Below are 25,097 nucleotides of genomic sequence, written 5' to 3'. Positions count from 1 at the left end.
ATTTGCACCTTAAAGCGCTCTGTTTGCTGTGTTTTTAGCCAAACTATTGTTTTATATTGTGATCAAACGAACCCACATCACCCGGAAATACTACTGGCGACTCAACACCGTCTTTACTGACAGAGGCTACACCAAAGTAATAATTATCAATCACTACGTTTTTAAGTGTGTACTGTGAAACCTTACCAACGTATTTACTAAACTGCCATTGCGGCTCGCTCGTGTAACGCCAATAAATTTTATAGCCAGCAATATTTTCATCACTGCTTTGTTGCCATGAAAACGACGTATCAGCTGTAACAGCTCCCTTTATTTTAACTTCTTTTGGTGGTGCGGGCGCCCACGCCATAGATGCCATCGTTACCGCATTAAGTGAAGTTAACTTAGCTGTATAATCAAAATCAACGCCTTCAATAGTATCGCCATACTCAACGCCATTTTCAGTGCGTAAATCTTGATGCTGACGATCGTAGTGCTCGTTAGTTTCCATAATACGCACTGCTGCAAAACCTGCATCATTAAATGGACGATGATGCCCACCACGGCCAAATCTATCTAATCGATATACAAGCATTGTATCTAGGTTAGGAATGTATCTGTCAGCAATAGTATCTATGTAGCGCGCTAAATTTCGACTCGCCGAATCAACTTCACCACCCGTAAAGCGGCGAGTATTAGCTTGCTCTTTTGTTTCTACAACACGGGTACCTTCTGAAAATATACGCGCAGTTGTATTATCAGTTACCCCATTAATACCGGTAATATTGCCAATCATATCGTTGTTTAAAACGCCATGAACTTGCCAGTCATGCTTTTGCGCATAAGCCGTTAATATTTTTCCACCAAACAAACCCTGCTCTTCGCCCGAAAGCGCCGCGTAAACTACCGAACCATTAAATTTGTATTTACTTAAAACACGAGCAGCTTCAATTACTCCCGCTACACCTGATGCGTTATCATTTGCCCCAGGTGAATCACTCGTAAAGTCCATAACATCACTTACACGAGAATCTATATCACCCGACATAATCACCATGCGATTAGGTTCGCTTGACCCTCGTTGAATAGCCACAATGTTAACCACTTCAACAGGATTAGGAATGCGTTTTTCGCCCGATATAGTGTCCTTTACTTCAATGATTTCCAAACAACCGCCACACTGCGCGGATATTTTTTCAAATTCATTTTTTATCCAGCGCCTAGCCGCACCAATGCCTCGAGTATCCGATTTAGTATCTGAAAGCGTATGGCGAGTACCGAAATCCACCAGCGTTTGAATGTCACTACCAATACGTTCGGCTGATACTTGAGCTGCTATATCATGTAATTTTTGCTGTTCTGTGTATTGAAGTTGTGTTTTCCCATGTGCTGATAATGCAAGTGTGCAGGCGCCTGCAATTACAGTAAATTTAAGTAACGTTGTTGTGATTTTCAAAGGTGTTTTAAGCATCTATTAGCTCCTAATTATTATAGTGTAACCATTACTTAACTAAGATTTTATGGCAATACATTTGAGGTAGATGTAGAAAGGATCACGCTAAAGCGCATTTACAAGAGGTTATTAGGATAGTAAAAAGCCCACTACCTTTTATAGGTACTGGGCCAAAATTTATTATGCATACTTTTAATGAGTGGTTTTAATATCAAATTCTTTCAAAAAGGCCTCATGTCCTCCTAAGCTTGCAAGCACACCAGCAGAAAACATAAATATTAATACAAATGCTAAACAGCTCAAAAACTCCGAACTATTTTCAGGCTTAATATAGTAGTTAAGTAAAAAACCACTCAACACACCTATAAAAGCTATTTTGCTAAATAAAAAGTAACTCGGGATCTCAAATGCCCAAACTGAGGTATTGTTTACAAACTGCCTATATCCATACGTCATAAAAGCCAACATACCAACAATACTAATTGCAAAAGTAGACACTGTGGTTAATACGCTCATATTTTTATAAATAAGCACATACCCTAATCGTAAAGAATAGATAAATACCGCAAACCACGCTAAAACAGCAGGCCCTAGAATCAATCCCATTTCCAATCCTTGAATAACGTCTAAGTAATTAATTGCTAATACAATATTATATTTAGAGGTTAAATTACAAACCTTGTTACACAATAATCTATAAAAAAATGCGATTTTCGTGGCACACTGTAATTGTGTATACATTAATAGTTTAAGTTATGCGTCAACTAAAAGAAGATACAATTAAAAGTAACCTTATTGAGTCGCAGCAAAGCGCGTACGGCCCCGTATGCGTGTATCAAAATAAAGAATATCGGTGGTTAACGCTTGCACAAAAAACCAATGAAGACATAACAATTCAAGGCGTTATGAACCTTACGCACCCAGAGCAAGTAATAGTACCTGTAAACCAATGTATGATGTTATTTTTACTTAAACCGGTAGATACATTAAATATATTAAATTTAGGTTTAGGCACGGCAGGGTTTGAGCGAATTATGTATCACTTGCAAAGTAGTACGCCTTACATAAACACCATCAATACATTTAACACGGTAGAAATAAACCCAAACATTGCCTTAATTGCCGCCCAGCACTTTAAGTTACCAATTAAGCACAGCAGCTATTTACAATGCGCCGAACAATATATTACCCAATGCTCTGATCACTTTAACGTAATCACTATCGATATTTTTAGTGGTGAATATCATCAGCCTTTTTTAACCAGCGATAGCTTTTGGCAAAATATAAATCGCTGCAGTGAGCAAAATACGCAAGTAATCATTAATTTAAACCCACAAACAGGCCAAGAGCTGCAAATGCTTTTAGTACTTTTAAGGCAACATTTTAAGTGCTTAGCGATAATAGAGTTTAACGAATACAAAAATATAGTGATCATACTAAGCCAGCAAACATTAATGCATATAAACGTTGATGAAATACAAAACTCACCGGTGTTTATAAACTTTGCACCAAACCTTTATAAAAGTATTAACAGCATTTACCACATTGAATAAAACGCTTTATCGACCAGGTTCATGTTTTTCATAGCACGGTAAGCTTGTTTCTAACTGCTCCCAGTTAGCTTTAGACGTAACAAAATTATGCGATAATACCTGCTCAGTAATATCGGTATCGAATATTCCTAAACGAATTCGTATTCTGCTTTTGTCATCACTGTTGCTACTGTAAACAGGCGAGCCACAACATCTACAAAAATAACGTGTGCGCCCTGCTTTAAAACTATACTCGCTTAGTAGTGCCTGCCCTTTGGTTATTGTAAAGTCATCTGTATTTACAAAGCCATTGGTTGCAAATGCAGTCCCGCTGTTTTTTCTACATAGTGAACAATGACAATGAATAATGCTAGTTATACTGCCCGACACTTCAACGTTTACTTCACCACACAAACACGAACCCGTATACATATAACATCCTAACTATTAAATTATTTTTATACTCAGTTAAAATTTGCTGAGTTGATTTTATAAATACAATAACAACATTATATTTCTCAAGCTCTATTAAACCATAACTTTTATTTTAGTGATTGACATAAAAACATTAAATTGGTTACATAACCTTTGCTTTAAAGTTATAGCCAAAAAGATAATTGGTTAACCAAAAACACCTAAACTTACTGAGATCCAATTATGCATTTTAAACACACGTTACTTTTATGTTTGTTAAGCACGCTAGCGGCGTGTTCAACCATTTCTAAAAACACGTCAAGCGATTGGCTACTTATTGATGATTTTGAAAATTCACTTAGCAAGTGGCAGAGTGTCGATACGCAAAATGAAACTAAACCACAGGTTAAAAATCCACAAATAACAGTTATACAACCAGAACAAGCAACTACATCTATATCTACAAATCATTATTTACTAAAAAAGCCTGCACGCGATGGTATTGTTGGCAATCGCAAAGCGCTTTCTTATACAAAGCTTCCACAAGCGGTTGAAGTTGGTCAAACCTACACATTTTATATACGTATAAACGTGGCTGCTTTTCCTAATAACCATGCTTTTGGATTGAGTAACCTTACTCCAGCGCTAATAAATAAACATGCGTACGATGCGTTTGAGCCAACACTTCGCGTAACCGATAAAACAGAATCAAACGGGTTTGTAAACGATGGCGCTTTAATGGTTAAAACCGACAGCGGATATAGCAACATTCAAAACTACACTACAAACCAGTCAGCTAAACCTCTGCAAACAAATACTTGGTACGACATATGGTACGTTGTGAATAACGCAGCAGCCTCAGAGCAAGGTCAGCAATATGATGTTTACGTAAAAGGTGGTGAGTTTAACAGTCAAACCCTGGTATATAAAAATGCACAATTTAGAATGAAGCGCGAACAACCTCTTATATACTTTTTAGCAAACTGTAATACAGGCCCAATTAAAAAGCCTTACGGAAATGGAGGTCTCAGATATGACGATTTATACATGAGCGAAGGAATAAACCTAAGTAACCCAACGCAATAAATAAGAATAATACTCATAATTAGTGCCCTACAAACCTGCATTTAAAAATACTTAAATGGTATGATACTCGTCATTATTTGCCATTTAAGTTTTTAAAATGTATCGATTATTTGAAAAAATGACAAAAGCATTTCCTGAGGACCAACCCACTCAGCCGCCTTCTACTTTATTTGCTTTTTGTCGCCACTACACCAAAGGAATGGAACTGTCGTTGCTGCTTATGTCAATCAGTGCCGCCATGCTCGCTATTTTAGAGGTTTCTTTATTTAGCTACATGGGCCAACTTGTCGATTGGTTAACCGCCTACACGCCCGAAACTTTGTTTATAGAGCAAAAGTCTGAACTTATTAAAATGGCTGTCATGCTGTTATTAGTATTGCCCATTGTTGTCTTTTTCCATTCTGCTATTTTGCACCAAGCATTGCTTGGCAATTATCCTATGTCAATTCGTTGGTTAGCACATCGTTATTTACTGCGCCAAAGTGTTAGCTTTTATCAAAATGAATTTGCAGGAAGAATAGCCACTAAAGTACTGCAAACTTCTTTAGCCGTTCGCGAAACAGTGACCAAACTACTCGATGTATTAATGTATATCGTGGTTTATTTTGGCTCAATGGTATTTTTAGTTGCCGAAGCTGATTGGCGCTTAATGATCCCTTTATTAGTTTGGTTGGTTTTATACATTTGCGTGCAACTTTACTTTGTACCGCGCCTTAAAAAAATTGGCAGCTCACAAGCCGATGCGCGCTCAGAAATGACTGGTCGTATTGTTGATAGTTACACTAACATTTCAACTATTAAATTGTTTTCGTATACCCAGCGTGAAGAGCAATACGCAAAACAAAGCATGGATGTATTTTTACAGCCTGTGTACAAGCAAATGCGCTTAGTAACCAGTTTAAACTTTGTTATTCAAAGCTTAAATTACCTATTAGTATTTTCGGTTGCCGCTGTATCACTTTATTTATGGTCGCTTAGCGTAATTAGCGCCGGAGCTATTGCTGTTGCTGTTAGCTTAGCGCTTAGATTAAACGGTATGGCGCAGTGGATCATGTGGGAAATAAGCAGCTTGTTCGAAAACATTGGCACCGTAGCCGATGGTATGAAAACACTGTCGAACCCTATCGAAGTTGCCGATAAACCAAATGCTGATACGCTTAACGTAAGCCAAGGTGCTATTGAGTTTAACAACGTACACTTTAACTACGGCAAAGCTGCAAAAGAGACTAATCGCAGCCCTGTAATGAACGGTTTAAACTTAAATATTAAACCTGGCGAAAAAATTGGTTTAGTCGGTCGCTCTGGCGCGGGTAAATCAACACTTGTTAACTTATTACTGCGCTTTTACGATACCGACTCTGGAACAATAAAAATTGATGGGCAAAACATCACAGACGTTAGCCAAGAAAGCCTACGCCGCTACATAGCAATGGTAACGCAAGATACCTCCTTGCTTCATCGCTCAGTAAAAGACAATATTTTGTACGGTCGCCCCGATGCAACCCACGATGAGATGATCAACGCGACCAAACAAGCTAAGGCGCTTGAGTTTATAAACGACTTGGTCGACAGCAAAGGCAATAAAGGCTTTGATGCACAAGTGGGCGAACGCGGTGTTACGCTTTCAGGCGGTCAACGCCAACGTATTGCTATTGCACGTGTACTACTTAAAAATGCACCCATACTTATACTCGACGAAGCCACCAGCGCACTCGACTCAGAAGTAGAAGCCGCAATTCAGGCAAGTCTTGATGATTTAATGACAGGCAAAACAGTAATCGCGATAGCGCATAGGCTCTCAACCATTGCACAAATGGATAGATTAATTGTACTTGATGACGGCGGCGTAGTTGAGCAAGGCACTCATGAACAATTAATCGCTAAGGGTGGAATATACGCAGCCCTATGGACACACCAAACAGGCGGGTTTATAGGCGTCGATTAGCCATTAATATTACCTTACGGTAAAGGTAGTTTTATTCTGCTTCTACTTTAAACAAAAAAGCGAAGATGCCTTAAAGGCTCTTCGCTTTTTTATCGTTATAAATAAATTTTATAACTTTTTTATAAATTAAGAGATTAGCCTTAACCCTATCATTATCAGCATAACCACATTAGCAAGTACGCCGATTATAAAAAAGTAACTACGTGGGCTTGGGTTTTTCTCCGTTGCTATAGCGTAGTACAGCGCCATGTGAATTAAACGCGCAATTAAATACACCCAAATACACATTGCAAAAATCGGGCTTTGATAATTAATTACAAACGCAAATAACACCGTACCTATAAATAATGCACTGTTTTCAAGCGTATTATGAAACGTACGATGTGCTCTAAATATAAAGCTGTCGTGCGATAAATCCTCGTCAATTTTACCTGGTACAGCATTTGGTTCTTTAGCTTTGCTAAACGTAGCCACAGCCCACTGTACAAGCAACATAATTAAATAGAGGTAAAATGCCAAATAGGCCGAAAGTGCAACTTCAGTCATTATTAAATCCCTTGTTTTGTTTTTAACTTAGTATTGATTGCAATTTTAAAGCCTAAGTTAATACACTGATATTCAAAGGGTTAATCTAATAAGCCTAATTACATATGTAAGTAACACACAGCATTGTATAAAATTTACTTTTTATAATTTTAAAAAATAACATCAAAACTAAACTGTAGACTGCTGGATTTACTCCGATCTATAAAGTTTAAACTCTTCAAGCGAAGCATCCCATAACGCTACCTGATTACGCCCCAAGGACTTAGCCTCATAAAGAGCTAAATCAGCCTGTTCAATCAACTCAGAAGGTGTTCTGGCTTTAAATTTAATAGACGTAACCCCAAAGCTACACGTAACAGGAATATCTTCAAATGTCGCTTTTTCAACTTTAATACGAATAGCCTCAGCAATCCGAATTGCTTGCTCTTGAGTTGTGTTGGGCAAAATAATACAAAATTCTTCGCCACCAAAACGGGCCACGCTATCACTTTTACGTATATTAGCTTGTAAAAGTTCGGCTACGCCACAAAGTACTGTGTCGCCAATGCTATGCCCATAGGTGTCGTTAACGCTTATAAAATGATCAATATCGACCATTAAAATACAGTACTCTTCAATCTGAGGTAAATCCAAAAAGTCGCGATTCATAACCTCAAATAAAATACGGCGGTTATAACAATTGGTCAAAGGGTCTCTTGCTGCCAAATAGTCTAACTCTTCATTACGTTTTTTAGATGCAATAAAACTTCTATAAACCAGTAATACAATAGCTAAACAAGCGGCTAATAAAAATGCGAGCGCAATACTGGCGTATTTATTCTTTGAAAGCTCTAGCTCTGATATAACTCTAGCTTGGGCGGCGATTTCAATTTGATTATTTTTCTTTTCAAGCTCAAGCTGATGGCGTTTTTCTTTTTCTCTTAACGTCTCAAGCTCTATTTCCATTTTGTGCGAATGTAAATGTGCTTTTTCAAGCGCCAATTTATCTTCATTTCTTTCATTTTGAATAATATCGGTTAGGGCTATTTCTTCTTCTGCATAACGAAGTGACTCTTCTATACGACCACGCAATTTTTCTGCTATTCGAATTTCACGATAGGCATATAGCATATGTAACTTATCATCTATTTCGGTTGATAAAGCGAGTGACCTTTTTAGTAAAGAAATCGCCTCATTTGTATCAATACCAATTAAAATGCCCGCAAGCGCAGTAAGCGACTTTATCTCATAAAGTTTACCACCTGCTTCTCTGGCAAACGACAATGACTCTTTGTAATACTCTATAGCTTTGTAGTTATTTCCTTGGGCACGATAAATATTACCAATAATACGTGCTGTTGTAGAAATGTACGATGTAAGGTTTTTGTTTTTATAAGTGATATAAGCTTTTTTAGCATATTGCATTGCTGATGCTAAGTCGCCAGATTCGAGGTTAATAACAGCCATTTCTCTTAAAGCTGAAGCGAGCGTTTTTTCCTCGACCATACCTTTTGGCAAATCGATAGTTATTTGATAGAAAAATTCGGCCTGATCAAACTGCCTTAATCGTGTATATACCAGTCCCATTTGATTTGATGTTTTAGCAATCCCAAGCATGTTATTTACTTTTTTATAATATAAATGTGCCTCATTTATATGTTCAAGTGATTTTTCATAAAGATTAATATGACGATAAATAATACCCGCCCCTAGTAATGCCTTAGCAAAGCCAACAGGGTCGTCAATGTCTTTATGTATTTCTAATGCGCGAGTGGAGTAATCAAGGGCTAAAACTAAGTTATCTAAATAACGATGTGCTTCTGCTAGTGTATTTAAAGTACGCGCCATTAGCTTTAAATCACCTAAATTAGAATATACCTCTAAAGCTTTTGTGTAAAAGTGAGCCGTTTGCTCTCTATTTTTGAGGCGTTTATACGACTGAGCTAATTTTTATACGTTTCACCTAACTGTCTTTGTATTAATTCGTCTTCGTCAACAAGGTATTTTAAAGCAGATGTATATTGCGCGTTCGCGTTATTGTACTTTTTTTGTTCATAAAACGAATCCCCCTTAGTAAGGAGCACTTGCGCTATAAAAAAGTCATCGCCATACACAAGGGTTGTTGGTAATAAAGTTTCAATGCGGGTAGTAAGTTCGTCATAACGTTTTTCTTCTAATAATATATTTATATAATTAATAGACGCCTTTATTTGGTTTCGTGAATCATTTAATTTGCTGTAGTAAACAGAGGATTGTAAAAAGTGCTCGAGCGATGCATTAATATTGTTATTTTTTTATTCGCCCTACCTAGCAAGTTATGTAGCTTTGCGCTGAGTAACATGTCATCAGCACTTTGCGCTTGTGACAACAACGACTTACTTAGTTCAATACTTGTTATAACGTCAGTATCTATAAGTAATTCAGCTCTTTTAAGCAGCCCTGCATTAGATTCATTAGTTAAACTGTATGAGGTGGTTTCTTGTGCGTAAGCGCTGTTTAAGCTAACAAACAAAGCAAAAAGCAAAGCTTTCACTAAAAATGTAAAATTATAAATTCGCTTTACAATGAAACTATGTATTTGCGAAGGTAAATCCATATTTCGCTTATGATTCAAGTAGGTATAAAATTCCATATTTACCATTTTAGTAATTTATTATTAATACAATTCAAAAGGCTGGTGATAAAATATACAAACCGGCGCAATACATCAAGTATTGCTGCTATATGAATACTTTTAATTTATAATTTTAGCATAATTATGCATAGAGCAAGCCTAGCTTCTTAGTTTTAGTGTAACTAACACAATACCATGATCGGTACTTAAATCATCACGCTCAAATTCGGGGTTAATTAAGTGACGATCATAAGTATTATACTCAATCACCTCAAAAAAGCTGCCAAGGTAGCTAGCATCAAACTCACAAGATAATAAAATATAATCAAGCACGGAGTTACTTGCGCCATAATAATGTGTTGGCGCTCTTAAAGGCATAAGCTTAGTTGTATTAACATTTTTTGCTTCGTTTTCATCAGCTAAATCAAAAATGCTAATGCTTTCACTATCGCTTATTTCATCGCTAGTCATTGCCTCACCATTAGACAGTTCATCTTCGCTTAGCTGCGACTTAACAAATAAATCCCATGAATCATTTAAACAATATTTAGCGAGGTAGGTTTTAGCATCAAATGCAGGCGCAAAGCGTAGCGTACTCGTCAGTAAATGGCTTAATACGCCATCCGCAAGTTCATTATTAAAGTCCCCCATTAATAGCATGGGTTGTTGCGTAGCTTCGCGACGAGCAATCATTTGTATCATTAGTAATGTAGCTTCACTGCCACGCTGAATAGTTGAGCCCCACCCACCCGCTACATTCGCTTTTAAAATTTCAATTATGTTTTGCTCGGGTGTAAGCTCTTTATTATGCTCATCAACATTAATAATTGGGCGCTTAGATTTAAAATGCACCACGTAACAATCGGTATTACCTATATGCGGCAGCGTTATAGTTGCTCTTAGTACTTTACGACTAAAAGTAAACTCACTATTAAGGCCAAGCGCATTTGCAAGCTCACTATCGTGCTCAACCGCTGCTACTTCAACTATGGGGTATTTAGAGGCGATTGCCACTACAGGGCGTTTATAAATAAAGTCATCAATCACCTCTGGCGTATCAACTACAGCAAAGTAATTATAACCTTGCTCGCCTACTAGCTCTTTTAACGAGTCAATACTAAACACTTCCTGAAAACCAATCACATCAGGGGCATGTTCTGTTAAATAATCAACAATCCAACGCTGCTTTTTAGCCCACTGCTGCGCGGTATAAATTTTCTCAAACTCATAGTATGCATTGGGCGGCTCAAGATAGTTAAACAGGTTAAATGTGGCTATTTTTAGGTGGGTGTTAATAATTCCAGATTCATCACTGTTTAAATCTGTATCTAACTGTTTAAGATCTTGATTGCTGATGGGTATCGCCTAAGTAAAGTTGAAAGCGTTGCTGGCTTATAAACTATCATTTTATTACATGTTACGTAAGAAATCAGCCAGCTTAATTGTAATTTTATACACTCTTTTACTTTATACCAATCCGCAATAATACTTAATCATTTTGCGGGGCTAAACGTGTCGCTACCTGTGTTAAAAAATTCTCATTTACGACTGCATGGATTCAGAAGGTAGAGCAATGCAGGAGCAATTGCCGAGAACAACTAAATAGCGAATTTTTTGCCTAGCTATCAACACGTTTTTCCAGCCTCAAAATAGATCACTTAATTAAGCGAATTGGTATTAGTCTTTATTATATCCCTCAATAAATAGCATTAACGTGCTTAACCATATAAAATTCGCGGCAATTAAATATGAGCGAAGCGACATTGTAATGAGTAGAAAGATTGAACTATTAGCCCCAGGCGGTGATGTTAACGCGGTAAAAGCCGCCATTGTAGCCGGTGCTAATGCGGTTTATTGTGGGTTAGATACCTTTAATGCACGTAACCGAGCGTCTAATCTTTCGTTTGATGAGCTTAACGGCGCACTTCGCCTAGCCCATGAATACGGCTGTGAAATATTTTTAACGCTAAATGTAGTTATATTAGAGCACGAAATGGGCGCGCTATTTAAGCTACTTAACCAACTCATGAATACCACGCTCGATGGCATTATTGTGCAAGATTTAGGGTTGTTCAATATAGTTAAAAAGCACTTTCCTACTTTGCATATTCACGCATCAACTCAGTTAACCACCCATAACGAATCACAGGTTGAGTTTTTAGCGCGCATTGGCGCTACACGTGTAAATTTATCGCGCGAGCTTAACTTAACTGAAATTAAAATATTGACCGACGTAGCGCACAAATGCGATGTATTAACCGAGGTGTTTGTACATGGTGCATTGTGTATTGCGTTTTCGGGGCAATGTTATTCAAGCTCAGTAAGTGTGGGTAACTCAGGTAACCGTGGTCGTTGCTCACAAGCATGTCGTGATGAATACGAGCCAACCGCCATGGGTAACAAACATCCGTTAAACTTAAAAGATAATTCAGCCTATTTTGATTTACCGGAGTTGGTAGCCGCTGGTGTTGACTCGTTAAAAGTAGAAGGCCGCATTAAAGGTGCTAACTACGTACATACCGTTATTGATAGCTGGCGCAAACAAATAGATACCTTTGTACAAACAGGTAATTTAATTGAAGATGATTCAAGCTTATACAAAGTATTTAACCGTAATTTTACTAATAAGTTTTTGCAAGGTGACATGACAAAAAACATGTTTACCGACAACCCGCGCGACCATAGCTTTGATCACGCTAACGAAAAGAGTAACGCGATTTCGGTTGTGCAAATTTACGATGCACAACAAGAACTCGCCGCAGAAAAAAATGACATTGATACGTTAGTTAAAAAGAAGATTGAGTTTTTAGATATTTCAAAACGAGAACTACGCTTTGAGTTTAGCGGCCAATTAAACCAGCCATTTACAGTAACACTGACAATAAACGATAAACACGACAACACCCTAGCAGAGCAAAGCGCCCTTCAACCTCTACGCTTTGAAGTTCAATCGCAAATGCCTATGCAAACCGCCGATAAATCGGTTGTTGATATTGCAGCTATTGATAAACGCTTTAAAACCTTTAGTAATGCCAATTTTGAAATTAAAAATATGGATTACTCAAACTTAGGCAACAACTTAAGCATTCCCTTTAAAGAGCTTGCCCGTATTAAGAAGCAAGTCGCGTTTTTATTAAACGAAGGAAAAGACGTACTCGCCCCTGTTGAACTGCCAAAACTAGTAAACCACCCTAAAGCCGATAACAAAACAACACTCTCTATTTTAATATCGGACATAAAAGATGTTCATCTATGTGATTTAACAGGTGGCGATGTTTACTTTAAATTACCAGAGAGCTTTAGAACCGATAACGATAAATACATTAATGTATTTTTAGAGCACCCACAGTTAATTCCGTGGTTTCCGGCGGTGTTAATTGGTAAAGATTTTGAAGAAGCTGTACGTTTACTCGAGGTTGTAAAACCTAAACTTATTATTAGTAATAACACAGGCGTAGCATACAAAGCAGTGCAAATGGGTATTGACTGGATTGCAGGCCCGTTATTAAACACCACAAACTCTTATGCGTTACTTACACTACAAGAAGATTTAAACGCAAAAGGCGCGTTTATTTCAAACGAAATAAACAAACCACAAATGCGTAATATTAAACGCCCTAACAACTTTAAAATGATGTACAGCATTTATCATCCAATATTAATGATGACCAGCCGACAATGTTTTTTCCAGCAAACCGTAGGCTGTAAAAAACCACGTATTGACGCAAGCTGTATGCTGAGCTGTAAAAAAGAAACAACCGTTACCAATGTTAAAGGCATTAGCTTTGCCATTGATAAACAAAAAGGCGGCTACCCGAGCATTTATAACCATGAGCAATTTTTAAATATGGATATTGTGACCGATTACGCTGACAAGTTTGACGAGTTTATGATTGATTTAACCGACATTGGCTCAGGCGATAAAGAAAAGCTAGATAAAACCGTGTTACTTGCACACTTCCAAGATTTAATTAGTGGGCAAACACACGCGGCCGATCAGTTAAATCACATGGTAAAAGTAAAAACACGTCAGCAATATGTTGAAGGCTTAAATAGCTAAGGTAAGTAAACATGACATTGCCATTATTATATTCATTACAACACTGCCCATACGCAATGCGTGCACGAATGGGTATTTTAATGGCAGAGCAACACGTGCTCCTACGCGCTATAAAAACTAAAAATAAGCCACCGCATCTTTTGGAAATATCACCAAAAGGCACGGTGCCTGTTTTATTACTGCCGGATAATCAAGTTATAGATGAAAGCCTAGACATTATGCTCTGGGCTTTAAAGCAAAACGATCCGTATAATTTACTGCATACTCAAAACCCATTAGCACTTGAGCGCATGCTTGGATTAATTAAGTTAAACGACACACAATTTAAACCAGTGCTCGAAAAGTACAAATTTTATGCGCGCACAAAAGACATGGCACAAATTTATTACCAAAAAGCCTGCGAAGAGTTTATTAAGCAATTTGAAGCAAAATTAACCTCGCATAAATACTTAATGGGCAATGAAAAAAGCCTAGCCGACTATGCCCTGCTACCATTTATTAGACAGTTTGCCCGTGTAGATAAACACTGGTACTTGCAAAGTGAATACACGCATGTGCGCGCATGGTTAAACGAATTTTTGCACGCCCCCATGTTTACCAAAGTTATGACCAAATTTGATTTGTATATGGACTGTGGCGAAGAGTTTTTATACGGCGTTAAAAAGCCTTAACTTAGCCTTTGTTTTATAAGAAATTACATTGTCATAGCCAACTACAAAACCAAGCATTGAATTATTCTCATCATCGAATTTAAGCCCTTTATTTACGCTATACTGCCCTCCCCATTACTAACAAACGCTATGCATTATGAACTACTCAAACTTTGGCACTAAATTCACACAACCCAACGGCATTACTCAGTTAATGGAAGATTTAGGTGGTGCTAAAAACAGCAACAATCCTAATATTGTTATGCTGGGTGGCGGTAATCCCGCACTAGTACCACAAGTAAATGAGGTTTTTTTAAGTGAATTACAAAAACTCGTTGCCAGTAACAAGGTATCGCAGGTATTTGGCCTTTACGACGGCCCAACCGGTAACGACGAGTTTAGAGCGGCATTAGCAGGCCAGCTAAGTAAAGAGTATGCATGGGATATTAGCGCCGATAACATAGCACTTGGTAATGGCAGCCAAGCTAACTTTTTTGTGCTGTTTAATATGTTGGCAGGCGAAATGCCGGACGGCAGCCATAAAAAGATTTTATTCCCCCTTGCGCCAGAGTACATAGGTTATGCCGATCAAGGTTTATCGGCTGATATGTTTGTTGCCATAAAGCCTGATATCGAAATTTTAAATACAGGTAGTGCATCAAAACAGTTTAAATACGTCATTGATTTTAAAGCAGTTGAAAAAGTACTAGCAAATGACAGCAGCATAAGCGCACTGTGCGTATCACGCCCTACCAATCCAACGGGTAATGTAATTACTGACGATGAAGTAAAACACCTTGATTTGCTCGCTAAGCAATATGGCATTCCACTCATTATTGATAACGCGTACGGCGATCCGTTCCCAGGTTGTATTTACACCGATGCAAACCTAACGTGGAACTCAAACATTATTTTATGTATGTCACTTTCAAAACTTGGCCTACCGGGTTTACGCAGCGGTATTGTAGTTGCAAACAATGAGATTATTAAAGCAATTGGCCGCGTAAATGGCAGCATGGTTTTATCGCCAAACAGTATTGGCCCAAGCTTAGTGACACGCTTAATTAACGACAACGAACTACTCCCACTGTGCCGTAATGTTGTCCTGCCTTTTTATCGTAATAAAGCACACATAGCGATTGAGTTGTTTGATGAAGTATTTGCCGAACTGCCTGTTTATTTGCACAAAGTTGAAGGGGCATTTTTTATGTGGCTGTGGTTTAAAGACGCAAAAATGACAAGCGAGGTGTTATATCAAAAGCTGAAAGGACAAGACGTGTATGTGATCCCTGGTCACAACTTTTTTATCGGCATTGACGACAGCTGGGCACACAAGCACGAGTGTATTCGTATTAACTATGCTACCGATGCAACTACACTAAAAAAAGGCTTAGAAGCAATCAAAGCACTAATAAAGTAAATGCATTGATATTGTTATTAATAGCAATATCGGCGTTCGTCATTTAACTGGCGTCGCTTATACATTCTCTTGTAATTTACTGCATAAAATATTGTGCTTTTTTATGCGGTAAACATTAACTAAATTTTGAGACTTCGCGTGTAACCTCTACTCGCACCACTTATTCGTTTGAAATTTATGCAAACGCATTGTATCCCCTTTAAATTTATATATAAATTGGTATCCTACGCGACCTTTTTAATAGCAATTCGCTTAATTAATTGTTCTATTCTGAGGTGAGAAAATCGTGTCGATAACCAGGCAAAAATTTCGTTATTTAGTTGTTCTATATCAGAAATTTTTAACGCAGTTAGCGTCAGATTTAATCCCTTAAATTGATTAAGTATTATTGCGGATTGGTATAACATGTACTGGTAAAAAAGAACCAGCCAAGAGGCGACATCGCTGCAGGGCACTTACTCTAAGTGGCAGCAATAACACAACAGGCATCGCGTATAAATATCGGTTTTAAACGTTAGATGTAACTTTAAATAGCAACATGCAATAGCACTATTAAGGTCAATTATGCGATTAGGACCAGGACTACTCGTCACCGCTGCCTTCATTGGACCAGGGACCATTACTACCGCCAGCGTGGCAGGTGCAAACTTTGGTTTTGCACTTATATGGACGTTACTGTTTTCAGTAATTGCCACTATATTATTACAATCTATGGCGGCGCGCCTTGGCGTTGCCACCGGGCAAGATTTAGCTCAAGCGCTCAGAGCACATATTCAAACGCCTTTATTTAAATCTTTAGCTATATTTTTAGTCATCAGCGCCATTGGTTTGGGCAGTGCAGCTTATGAAGCGGGTAACTTAAGTGGCGCTAGCATGGGATTAATTGAAATATTCCCTCAAATTAACTCCCAACTATGGACACCACTTATTGCTTTTTTAAGTGCTGCTTTACTGTATAGCGGCAAACATAAAGTGGTTGAAAACGCGCTAATTTTACTCGTTATTTTAATGAGTTTAGTGTTTATCTCAACACTTGTAATGGCTGCCCCTTCACTGGGTGATGTATTTGCTGGTTTTATTCCTAGTATGCCTGAAGGCTCTATTACAACCATACTAGCTTTAGTTGGCACTACCATTGTGCCGTATAACTTATTTTTGCACTCCGGCGTACTCGCTGCTAGACACGACAGTAACAGCGACATACAAAAAATGATTAAACAAACAAATGTTGATACAGGCCTATCAATCACTTTGGGCGGTGTGATCACTTTAGCTATTTTATCTACAGCTTCAGTTGCATTTTATGGCACCGATGCGGGGCAAATTAGTGCGGCTAACATGGCCGTGCAACTAGAGCCATTGCTTGGCGACGCCGCTCATTACTTTTTTGCTATTGGCTTATTTGCTGCAGGTTTAACAAGTGCTATTACAGCGCCGCTTGCCGGTGCTTATGCTGTGTGTGGCATGTTAGGCTGGTCTAACGATATGAGCAACACGCGCTTTAAAGGCGTCGCTATTGTTATTTTATTGTTTGGTGCTGCGGTGGCGTCACTCGGTTTAGACCCTGTCGCGGTAATTATATTCGCGCAAGCGGCTAACGGGTTATTACTCCCTATTGTTAGCACCTACCTTGTATGGCTGGTTAATCAAAAAGGGGTTATGGGAAACTACACTAACTCTTTGTTATTAAACCTGGTAACCCTACCCGTTTTAATCCTAATTTTTGGGTTAAGTAGCTACAAACTGATTAGTTTAATTTTTTAATTAATTTCTAAAGGCCATATTTAAAGCCCGCTGTTTATAATAAGCAGCGGGCTTTATTTATTAATCACTATATAACGTATAAACCGTACTTATATTCACACATCTAACACGCTTTTTGGTTTTTAGTTACTTTAAATAATTGCGAAAATGTAAAACCACCTACCGCGCCTGCAAGCAGTTGAGCATAAAAACCCCAGCCTCTTGCGCCCGCTATAATATGAATATTCATAATTGATTCAATGGCAATTAACACAATAGCAAATGCCACAATGCCAGCAATAACAAATAACTGAGTAGTGTATTTTTGAACCTTTTTATTAAGCTTTGCGGTAACAAAAAAAGCGATGGCAAGTGCTACGGCAATAATAGCGCCGTAGGTAGGTAATAGGCCTAACCAATCATCAAGCGTTAAACTAGCACGATCACTAAAGCCCACCACTACACCTACATTAACTAATTGATTGACAACGTATTGGCTATGAAACAAGCTAGCTAGTGTGAATGTAAGTAACCAAGAAACTAAAAATGAAGGCAATACACGTGTTAAAAACGACATGGTTATCTCAACTTAAAATAAAGCTTTTATCTTATGCTAGCCATGCTAGCAAAGGCTTGCCCCGTAAACAATGTATCTCTTTTTTTACTCTGCTTTCGCTTTGTGCGTTTTCTGTTAATGCAGATGTTGCGCTCCCAAAGGAGCAGTACAGTACAAAAACACTGGCTACGCAATTACAGTCTCCATGGAGCATGGTTGAACTACCAAACGGCACATGGTTAATTACAGAGCGTGATGGTCATGTAGTTATAGTTAAAAACAACGCGCAATCAAGAGTAAAATTAAACCTAACAGGTTTATACGTTGCAGGCCAAGGTGGTTTACTCGACATTGTATTATCACCAGATTATAACGACTCAAAAGAAATTATTTTTACTTATGCCCAAGGTGATGCAAGCGCAAATAGGCTGGTTGTTGCCAAAGCCACGTTTAATGGCACTGACTTTTCAAAGCCTAACGTTATTTATAAAGTAGCGACTGATAAAAACACACCGCAACATTACGCAGGACGCGCCCTTATCCTACCCGACAATACATTATTAGTTTCAACGGGCGATGGGTTTGACTTTAGAGAGCAAGCACAAGTTATCACCAGCCAACTTGGTAAAATATTACGTATAAACCTAGATGGCACCATCCCAAAAGATAATCCATTTATTAATCACAAAAAGCCAAATGCACATGCTGTTTACTCACTTGGTCACCGTAACCCTCAAGGCTTAGTTTATGATTACGATACGCAGCAAATTGTTAGCAACGAACACGGCCCTGCAGGCGGTGACGAGCTAAACTACTTAACCGCTGGCACTAATTACGGATGGCCGGTAATCACCTATGGCAAAGATTACTCGCAAGCGCGTATTTCACCATTTACCGAATATAATGGCATGCAAAAACCAAGTGTTAATTGGACGCCATCAATAGCGCCATCAGGCATGGCGTATTACGGCTCTAAACATGCAGCTTTTCCTTCATTGCAACAATATGTGCTTATCACTACTCTTGTTGATAAAAAGCTCTACAGCGTTAATCTGGTAAGTGGTCAATTTACGCAGTCTCACGTATTTCCAGAAGCCGCAGGCAGGTTAAGAGATGTGTTTATAACTGATAAAGGTAACGTCGCGGTATTAACAGACGGTAAAGAGGCAAAGCTAATGTTGTTTAAAGCAAATTAATTCACAGAGGGATAAGAGCCGCTGCGCTTTTAAAGTAAGTAGCGGCTTTAGTGCATCTAAGTTCTTATGTATGAAGTCTATATTAACCTTTAAGCTATAAAAAATAATTCTCATAAATTTTAACGATTTTTAATAACTTTAATTTATCTACTAAGATTAATACTTTAAATTAGGTACATGCCTGTTGTCTGTACAGTAGTGCGAATGCGCACTTCTTAAGTCCATCATTATCTGTTCCTTTTATTATAAAGAAGCAGTTCGTAATTAAGCTCAAGTAATCGTTCCCAAAATAATCACAATTTTAACGCGCCATTTATTTACAAATAAATCAATTGGTTTACAATTCGTACAAATTTAATTAAGAAGGAACTGAAGATGAAACAATCATTTACACTCATCGTAGTGGCTTTAGCTGTTGCCGGATGTGCTAGTACCAAAGTAGAAGATACAACTCCACTAAATCCAACTTCTGTACTGAAGGCTGAGTATGCAATTAATGGTTTATATGTACCTGACTACACAGGAAAGCAAACTGTACTAACTCGTGAATCGAAGCGAGTTATCCATGAAATAAATACATTTGATAGCTGGCTAATGCGCTGGGCAAATTCTGATAAGTCTCGTGTTTTTGATTCCCCTAAAAATAAAAGCTATTACATTGACTATGATGACGAGACATATAGCGAATGCCCTATGGCAGGTTGTGATGAAGTAAGCTTTACTGATAGCATTTTTGAGAAAGATGAAGATGCTGAAGAATATCAAACATACGAAGAAGTTGGTTGTAGTGTTGACTTGAAAGAGAATTCATTTACTGTAGAAAAAACGGGAAAAAGCCGAATAATTAATGGGTTCGATACAGAGCAGTACGTTGTTAACTGGACTACCCGCTACCACGATACCACTGGCGCAGAAGATAAAAACATAGTGACTTTTGATTTTTGGACCACAGCACAAAATGCAAAAACTAAACGTGCATTACAAGTTCATGAGAAGTTTCAAGACAGCTACCTTAAAGCTATTGGCGATGACAATGCATTAATGAACTTATTAGGTGCGCAGGCCTATAAAGCTATTGCAGGATTTACAGGTGATATAAGTAACGAAGATAATCAGTTCGTTGGTGAGATTGGCCAAAAATTAGCAACTATTAAAGGCTACCCAATTTCAGTTAAACTTGAATGGAAACAACAATTGAAAGCCTGTAAAACCGCACGTAAACCTGTTGATTACAGCGCCGGATTAGATGAAGTTGGTTCACAACTGCTTGGTGGGCTAATGGATAAAGGTAAAGAAATGGTAATGGATCACTGGCGTAAAGATCCTGTAGTGCGCTATGTTTACGAAATAAAGTCTGTTGAAATGAAAGACGTTCGCGATAGTAAATTTGTGGTACCTAAAGATTTTAAATTAATAAATCGCTCGTAACCTCTTAGCCATTAAAAGTACCGGCACTTAAGTGTCGATAAAAATTAGTACCGATATAAATTTTTACTCAATAAAAAAGCCGCTGTTTTTTAAACAGCGGCTTTTCTTTTAAAGCTTAACTAAACTGATTTTTATTGTTTACCAATCACTTCAAGTCCACCCATGTATGGGCGTAATACTTCTGGTACTACTACTGAACCATCGGCTTGTTGGTAGTTTTCTAGTATAGCTACTAGTGTACGGCCAACAGCTAAGCCTGAACCATTTAGTAGATTATTAGATTAGACAGCCACTCCAATTGTAAACTAATCTAGCGCCACTAAATTTACTTTTTTGAACCATTTAGAGATTATTAGATTAGACAGCCACTCCAATTGTAAACTAATCTAGCGCCACTAAATTTACTTTTTTGGGCTAAGAGTTCACCTCTTTTTATATCTTTACCCGCGCGTTACACATTAAATAAGCAATTATCACTGTTAAACCTAAATTACACGCATGAAAATGACTGCATAATGCAGTTGTGATTTATTACTGAATAGCTTTACTGAGTAGTTTAAGTTTTATGCCAGTAGCTTTTCGCAGTTACTGATATTCGCTCGCCGCTTTCGCTTTAAGTTTTCACAATAACCTTCTTGTGAGGCTGACCTGCCGACTGCACCATGAAATACACGCGTAAATTGTGTGGTGAGTTTTAACCAGTTTTCTGGGGAGATATTAACTCTTTCGAGTAAGGGTAAGTGTGTACTTTCTATATAACCACGTTTGTCTTCTCGTATACAGCGCCCTGTTAGCTCAACAAGTTCAAGGTACGATTTAAGCTCAAACGGCAGCCATTTTGGCATAATTTGACGTGGGATACCTGCAAAGCGCAGTAGTTGTTTTGATTGCTTGCCATCCTTTGCATACGTTAAACGCTGTTTGATGCTGGTATGGTCTGACTCTTCTGGGGTGTTAGCCATTTTGGCTCTAATGGGGTTTAAATCAACATACGCCATGCAAGCCGCAAGGGCTGCTTCATCTAATAATGCTTGAGACGTAAATCGTCCCTCCCAAAAACGGCCAGTGCAGTTATCTTCTTTATTTGCTCTGCGAGCAATGTTTTCATTTAACAACCGCATAAACCAGCTAATACTTGATAGGCGCTCGCGGTATTGTTTTACTGTTTGATTAAAAAAGATAAGTTCAGCTTTACTTAGCTTTTCACCCTGTATGTATTTTTGCGTAAGTACAGTGCCTTTACAAAGCTTGTGCCAGCGAATAACAATCGCTTTATCATTTAGCCTACTCGCTTTTTTATCATCAACATACAGCACTAAATGGGTATGATTACTCATAACAGCATAAGCACATACATCAATACAAAACACTTTGGCTAACTCAAGCAGTTTATCTTCAACCCAGCCTCTACGATGCTCGTAGGATTGACCTGTAAAGTGGTCTTCCCCACATAAAAATGCACGGCGTACGCAACGTGATATGCAATGGTAGTACTTTGTATCAACTAAACTTACTTGGCGCTTTCTTGCGATTGCCATAAGACACCCTGCTTATTTTTCACACTAATAAAGCCTAGTACTTAGTTCACTAAACTCCAAAAAATAGGTTGGGTGTCACTTTTATTTTTCATTTTACTCTGCTTTCGCTTTGTGCGTTTTCTGTTAATGCAAGCGCTGCGCTACCAAAGGAGCAATACAGTACACAAACACTGGCTACGCAATTACAGTCTCCGTGGAGCATGGTTGAACTACCAAGCGGCACATGGTTAATTACAGAGCGTGATGGTCATGTAGTTATAGTTAAGAACAACGTGCAATCAAGAGTAAAACTAAACCTTGAAGGTTTATACGTTGCAGGCCAAGGCGGCTTACTTGATATAGTGCTATCGCCTAATTTTAACTCGACTAAAGAAGTTATATTTACCTACGCACAAGGCACAGCTGAGGCTAATCGCCTAGTTATTGCAAAAGCTACGTTTAATGGTATCGGCTTTTCAATGCCTGTTATTATTTACACAGTGGCGACTGATAAAAATACCCCACAACACTACGCTGGCCGCGCCCTTATTTTACCTGACAACACCCTACTGTTTTCAACTGGTGATGGCTTTGATTTTAGAGAGCAAGCGCAAGTTATCACCAGCCAACTTGGCAAACTATTACGTATAAACCTAGATGGCACTATCCCAAAAGATAACCCATTTATTAATCACAAAAATCCCAATGCACACGCTGTTTACTCGCTCGGTCACCGAAACCCACAGGGCTTAGTGTATGATTACGATACCAAGCAAATTGTCAGCCACGAGCACGGCCCCGCCGGTGGCGATGAGCTAAACTACTTAACCGCTAGCACTAATTACGGCTGGCCGGTAATCACCTATGGCAAAGATTACTCGCAAGCGCGTATTTCACCCTTTACCGAATATAAAGGCATGCAAAAACCAAGTGTTAATTGGACTCCATCAATAGCGCCATCAGGCATGGCGTATTACGGCTCTAAACATGCAGCTTTTCCTTCGTTACAGCAACATGTGCTTATCACTACCCTTGTTGATAAAAAGCTCTACAGCGTTAATCTGCTAAGTGGTGAATTTACACAGTCTCACGTATTTCCTAATGCCGCAGGCAGGTTAAGAGATGTGTTTATAACTGATAAGGGTAACGTCGCGGTATTAATGGATGGAAAAAATGCAGAGCTGATGTTAGTGAAGCCAAATTAGTTCACAAAGAGAGTTAAGGCGCTTCGCTTTTAGAGGATAATAGCGGCTTTAGGGAACCGCTTTAATCACTCACAATCAGACAATGGCTCACTAATTGTGAGTGTATGAGTACCAAAATTTAATATAGCTTGGTATTTTCTAAAAAATGGAGAGCCTAATAATCCATATATTGTATTGCCACCACCAGCAGCCTGTACATGGTCTCGGTTTAGTGATAAAAACTGTTTACTTTCATACAACTGGCATGCCAATTCAAATTTTAAAACGTCTAGTGAAAGCTAGGAAGTCCAACGAAAGCTGGTAGTGATCATAAATTCAATGGTGCGAGATAGTGTCATGCGGGATCCTAAAATCGTTTGAAATTAGGAATTGACACCATAGTCACTTGTTATGTGTATATTGCACTCAAGGCCAAGTTCTACAACTTAAAGAGTTACCACCTTTATCAAAACCCCAAGCAATTATGATTTCCGTTTTAGGATCAACATCGTAATAAATAAGACATTTACCGACAAAGTCTTTAATACTGTAATTCGGTAATACTTCTTGCCTGCTAAAATGGTATCTCAAAAAACCAGTATCTAATGTTGTAATATTGGTTAACCCTTCGCCTGCGATTAAATAATCCGATCTTATCAACTCACCAGCATCGGGTGATTTAGAAAGCTTTTGATTATTTATATTCTCACCAATATTCATATTCAGATATCTCTGATAGTCCTTATGACCGACAGTGCAACCCGAAAGGAAAAATAAAAGGAAAATACTAGCAATTATTTTCTTAAATTGTTCAAACACTGGAATATTGCACCATATAGATTTATACACATTACGCCCGCCTAAGCGGCAATTTAATAATGGGCCAAAATATTGAGCGCAGCGACAATAGCCCATTGTTAATTGTCCGAGCGAACTTAAGAGCGAATTGAGGCGCTGGTTATGTGTATTTTAAACTGAACCAAATATTTCTAGTTTATTGGTATCAAGAACAAAAATTGATAAAACCTCAGATTTAACTGAATAAATAAGTTTGCCTCCCTCTTTGAGCACGACTTTACCCAGTAACTGATTGAACAACCACTCCCTAGGCATAGATTCAGCAATAATTGAGGAATGAACCAATGCGTCACATTTATAAAGTTTTTGAACTAGTTGGAAAGTATTCAATTTATGATGACACTCAATTATGCAAGTGACTCCTTTTCGCTTCCAAGTTTTTTCAATATGAACCCATTCGTTTTTGAAGCCAGTGGATTTAAACTGTTCTATGGCATCAAACACTTCTGATTTCGGCAACTCAGCATATTTTTCAGCAACCTCAAAACCATGTTTTAGAATTTTCTCGAAAGCTAAATACTTTTCATCATCTGAGTGAATGAAACACCCTAAATCTTGTGAGATATTAACATGGGCAATTGCAGGATCTTTTCCCAGGCTAAACTCAGTTTCTACTGGTAACTTAGAGCAACTTATAACTAGTCTTGAAAATTTGCTACGAAAGTTAAGTGGGTATAAATGCCTTTCAATGAAATGAACCATAGATCTAGAATTCACAATCACAGTTTTTTGTTCTTCTTCGGTGTACGTGCTATCTAATACTAATTGAATATCCCAAAATCGAGTCATACTCACAACTTTCCCAATACACATAGACATAATGACTCCCACACGGTGTTAGCCTCCGCTTTTCGTGGGTTAGCTTAATTCAAAGCCAGAGCCATAATTAGTTTGTCAATTAACTAAACAGCAGAGGCTAACATGAATAAACATAGCA

21 protein-coding genes and 1 pseudogene are annotated in these 25,097 nt (G+C 38.2%); 10 read left to right on the top strand and 12 right to left on the bottom strand.

Going from position 1 to position 25,097, the window contains the following annotated elements; all coding sequences use genetic code 11:
- Positions 1-43: 43 nt before the first annotated feature.
- Together H5126_RS09010 and H5126_RS09005 are read right to left on the bottom strand one after the other, a co-directional pair.
- Positions 44-1,450: a M28 family peptidase gene (locus H5126_RS09010; protein ID WP_182719803.1), complete on the bottom strand. Its 1,407-nt coding sequence runs from the start codon at positions 1,448-1,450 to the stop codon at positions 44-46.
- 174 nt (positions 1,451-1,624) lie between these two features.
- Entirely contained in the window at positions 1,625-2,038 is a 414-nt protein-coding gene (locus H5126_RS09005) for a hypothetical protein (RefSeq protein WP_002962719.1), read from the bottom strand.
- Positions 2,039-2,187: 149 nt separating this feature from the next.
- Between H5126_RS09005 and H5126_RS09000 the strand changes: the two genes are divergently transcribed.
- Positions 2,188-2,985 (top strand): hypothetical protein, encoded by a 798-nt coding sequence (locus H5126_RS09000; protein ID WP_182719802.1) that lies wholly within the window; start codon positions 2,188-2,190, stop codon positions 2,983-2,985.
- Between the two features lie 6 nt (positions 2,986-2,991).
- On the opposite strand, the gene H5126_RS08995 is transcribed toward H5126_RS09000, so the two are convergent.
- Positions 2,992-3,396 (bottom strand): GFA family protein, encoded by a 405-nt coding sequence (locus H5126_RS08995; RefSeq protein ID WP_182719801.1) that lies wholly within the window; start codon positions 3,394-3,396, stop codon positions 2,992-2,994.
- A 225-nt stretch (positions 3,397-3,621) separates the two neighbouring features.
- Between H5126_RS08995 and H5126_RS08990 the strand changes: the two genes are divergently transcribed.
- The gene (locus H5126_RS08990) at positions 3,622-4,464 is read left to right on the top strand and encodes a hypothetical protein (RefSeq protein WP_182719800.1); all 843 of its coding nucleotides are present in this window, start codon (positions 3,622-3,624) and stop codon (positions 4,462-4,464) included.
- A gap of 97 nt (positions 4,465-4,561) precedes the next feature.
- Positions 4,562-6,409, top strand: coding sequence for an ABC transporter ATP-binding protein (locus tag H5126_RS08985; protein WP_182719799.1), 1,848 nt, complete (start codon positions 4,562-4,564; stop codon positions 6,407-6,409).
- Positions 6,410-6,535: 126 nt separating this feature from the next.
- Here H5126_RS08985 and H5126_RS08980 read toward each other — a convergent pair whose 3' ends face one another.
- The 4 genes from H5126_RS08980 to H5126_RS08970 all read right to left on the bottom strand — a co-directional run bounded on the left by H5126_RS08980 (position 6,536) and on the right by H5126_RS08970 (position 10,811).
- On the bottom strand, positions 6,536-6,955 hold the full coding sequence (locus H5126_RS08980; RefSeq protein WP_182719798.1) for an MAPEG family protein: 420 nt from the start codon (positions 6,953-6,955) through the stop codon (positions 6,536-6,538).
- Between the two features lie 189 nt (positions 6,956-7,144).
- On the bottom strand, positions 7,145-8,782 hold the full coding sequence (locus H5126_RS21710; protein WP_259412717.1) for a tetratricopeptide repeat-containing diguanylate cyclase: 1,638 nt from the start codon (positions 8,780-8,782) through the stop codon (positions 7,145-7,147).
- Between the two features lie 379 nt (positions 8,783-9,161).
- Positions 9,162-9,530, bottom strand: a complete 369-nt coding sequence (locus tag H5126_RS21495) for a hypothetical protein (RefSeq protein ID WP_259412715.1) — start codon at positions 9,528-9,530, stop codon at positions 9,162-9,164.
- Between the two features lie 177 nt (positions 9,531-9,707).
- Positions 9,708-10,811 carry an endonuclease/exonuclease/phosphatase family protein gene (locus H5126_RS08970; RefSeq protein ID WP_182719864.1) on the bottom strand — a complete coding sequence of 368 codons (1,104 nt, stop codon included), beginning with the start codon at positions 10,809-10,811 and terminating at the stop codon, positions 9,708-9,710.
- 505 nt (positions 10,812-11,316) lie between these two features.
- Between H5126_RS08970 and H5126_RS08965 the strand changes: the two genes are divergently transcribed.
- The 4 genes from H5126_RS08965 (at position 11,317) to H5126_RS08950 (ending at position 17,442) form a co-directional block, all read left to right on the top strand.
- Positions 11,317-13,608: a peptidase U32 family protein gene (locus tag H5126_RS08965; RefSeq protein ID WP_182719797.1), complete on the top strand. Its 2,292-nt coding sequence runs from the start codon at positions 11,317-11,319 to the stop codon at positions 13,606-13,608.
- An 11-nt stretch (positions 13,609-13,619) separates the two neighbouring features.
- Positions 13,620-14,279 carry a glutathione S-transferase gene (locus tag H5126_RS08960; RefSeq protein WP_182719796.1) on the top strand — a complete coding sequence of 220 codons (660 nt, stop codon included), beginning with the start codon at positions 13,620-13,622 and terminating at the stop codon, positions 14,277-14,279.
- A 136-nt stretch (positions 14,280-14,415) separates the two neighbouring features.
- The gene (locus tag H5126_RS08955) at positions 14,416-15,678 is read left to right on the top strand and encodes a valine--pyruvate transaminase (protein ID WP_182719795.1); all 1,263 of its coding nucleotides are present in this window, start codon (positions 14,416-14,418) and stop codon (positions 15,676-15,678) included.
- Between the two features lie 564 nt (positions 15,679-16,242).
- Positions 16,243-17,442, top strand: coding sequence for an Nramp family divalent metal transporter (locus tag H5126_RS08950; RefSeq protein ID WP_182719794.1), 1,200 nt, complete (start codon positions 16,243-16,245; stop codon positions 17,440-17,442).
- A gap of 103 nt (positions 17,443-17,545) precedes the next feature.
- Here the strand turns inward: H5126_RS08950 and H5126_RS08945 are convergent, their stop codons facing one another.
- Entirely contained in the window at positions 17,546-17,998 is a 453-nt protein-coding gene (locus H5126_RS08945) for a hypothetical protein (protein ID WP_182711184.1), read from the bottom strand.
- On the opposite strand from H5126_RS08945, the gene H5126_RS08940 reads away from it, so the two are divergent.
- The gene (locus H5126_RS08940) at positions 17,983-19,173 is read left to right on the top strand and encodes a PQQ-dependent sugar dehydrogenase (RefSeq protein ID WP_182719793.1); all 1,191 of its coding nucleotides are present in this window, start codon (positions 17,983-17,985) and stop codon (positions 19,171-19,173) included. The genes H5126_RS08945 and H5126_RS08940 overlap by 16 nt on opposite strands.
- Positions 19,174-19,548: 375 nt before the next feature.
- A complete protein-coding gene (locus H5126_RS08935; protein WP_182719792.1) occupies positions 19,549-20,601 on the top strand; it encodes a hypothetical protein in 1,053 nt (350 codons plus the stop codon).
- Positions 20,602-20,732: 131 nt separating this feature from the next.
- Here the strand turns inward: H5126_RS08935 and H5126_RS08930 are convergent.
- Both H5126_RS08930 and H5126_RS08925 read right to left on the bottom strand, forming a co-directional pair.
- A pseudogene (locus H5126_RS08930) lies at positions 20,733-20,870 on the bottom strand (serine--tRNA ligase); the annotation flags it as partial.
- Positions 20,871-21,164: 294 nt separating this feature from the next.
- On the bottom strand, positions 21,165-22,139 hold the full coding sequence (locus tag H5126_RS08925; RefSeq protein ID WP_182719791.1) for a transposase: 975 nt from the start codon (positions 22,137-22,139) through the stop codon (positions 21,165-21,167).
- 68 nt (positions 22,140-22,207) lie between these two features.
- Between H5126_RS08925 and H5126_RS08920 the strand changes: the two genes are divergently transcribed.
- Positions 22,208-23,323: a PQQ-dependent sugar dehydrogenase gene (locus H5126_RS08920; protein WP_259412710.1), complete on the top strand. Its 1,116-nt coding sequence runs from the start codon at positions 22,208-22,210 to the stop codon at positions 23,321-23,323.
- A gap of 405 nt (positions 23,324-23,728) precedes the next feature.
- On the opposite strand, the gene H5126_RS08915 is transcribed toward H5126_RS08920, so the two are convergent.
- Positions 23,729-24,121, bottom strand: coding sequence for a hypothetical protein (locus H5126_RS08915; protein WP_154903017.1), 393 nt, complete (start codon positions 24,119-24,121; stop codon positions 23,729-23,731).
- Between the two features lie 150 nt (positions 24,122-24,271).
- Complete coding sequence (locus H5126_RS08910) at positions 24,272-24,979, bottom strand: hypothetical protein (RefSeq protein ID WP_182719790.1); 708 nt, start codon at positions 24,977-24,979, stop codon at positions 24,272-24,274.
- Positions 24,980-25,097: the final 118 nt, after the last annotated feature.

This window comes from Pseudoalteromonas sp. SG45-3 (genome assembly GCF_014164075.1).
In the GTDB taxonomy this organism is placed as follows: Bacteria; Pseudomonadota; Gammaproteobacteria; order Enterobacterales; family Alteromonadaceae; genus Pseudoalteromonas; species Pseudoalteromonas distincta.
The sequence above is the reverse complement of the archived record's forward strand: the minus strand, read 5'-3'. Positions and strand labels throughout refer to the sequence as shown.

Bases quoted from the DNA above. Each gene is read 5' to 3' on its own strand.
- H5126_RS09010 (WP_182719803.1), bottom strand. From the start codon at position 1,450: ATGCTTAAAACACCTTTGAAAATCACAACAACGTTACTTAAATTTACT.
- H5126_RS09005 (WP_002962719.1), bottom strand. From the start codon at position 2,038: ATGGGATTGATTCTAGGGCCTGCTGTTTTAGCGTGGTTTGCGGTATTT.
- H5126_RS09000 (WP_182719802.1), top strand. From the start codon at position 2,188: ATGCGTCAACTAAAAGAAGATACAATTAAAAGTAACCTTATTGAGTCG.
- H5126_RS08995 (WP_182719801.1), bottom strand. From the start codon at position 3,396: ATGTATACGGGTTCGTGTTTGTGTGGTGAAGTAAACGTTGAAGTGTCG.
- H5126_RS08990 (WP_182719800.1), top strand. From the start codon at position 3,622: ATGCATTTTAAACACACGTTACTTTTATGTTTGTTAAGCACGCTAGCG.
- H5126_RS08985 (WP_182719799.1), top strand. From the start codon at position 4,562: ATGTATCGATTATTTGAAAAAATGACAAAAGCATTTCCTGAGGACCAA.
- H5126_RS08980 (WP_182719798.1), bottom strand. From the start codon at position 6,955: ATGACTGAAGTTGCACTTTCGGCCTATTTGGCATTTTACCTCTATTTA.
- H5126_RS21710 (WP_259412717.1), bottom strand. From the start codon at position 8,782: ATGGCGCGTACTTTAAATACACTAGCAGAAGCACATCGTTATTTAGAT.
- H5126_RS21495 (WP_259412715.1), bottom strand. From the start codon at position 9,530: ATGGATTTACCTTCGCAAATACATAGTTTCATTGTAAAGCGAATTTAT.
- H5126_RS08965 (WP_182719797.1), top strand. From the start codon at position 11,317: ATGAGTAGAAAGATTGAACTATTAGCCCCAGGCGGTGATGTTAACGCG.
- H5126_RS08960 (WP_182719796.1), top strand. From the start codon at position 13,620: ATGACATTGCCATTATTATATTCATTACAACACTGCCCATACGCAATG.
- H5126_RS08955 (WP_182719795.1), top strand. From the start codon at position 14,416: ATGAACTACTCAAACTTTGGCACTAAATTCACACAACCCAACGGCATT.
- H5126_RS08950 (WP_182719794.1), top strand. From the start codon at position 16,243: ATGCGATTAGGACCAGGACTACTCGTCACCGCTGCCTTCATTGGACCA.
- H5126_RS08945 (WP_182711184.1), bottom strand. From the start codon at position 17,998: ATGTCGTTTTTAACACGTGTATTGCCTTCATTTTTAGTTTCTTGGTTA.
- H5126_RS08935 (WP_182719792.1), top strand. From the start codon at position 19,549: ATGAAACAATCATTTACACTCATCGTAGTGGCTTTAGCTGTTGCCGGA.
- H5126_RS08925 (WP_182719791.1), bottom strand. From the start codon at position 22,139: ATGGCAATCGCAAGAAAGCGCCAAGTAAGTTTAGTTGATACAAAGTAC.
- H5126_RS08910 (WP_182719790.1), bottom strand. From the start codon at position 24,979: ATGTCTATGTGTATTGGGAAAGTTGTGAGTATGACTCGATTTTGGGAT.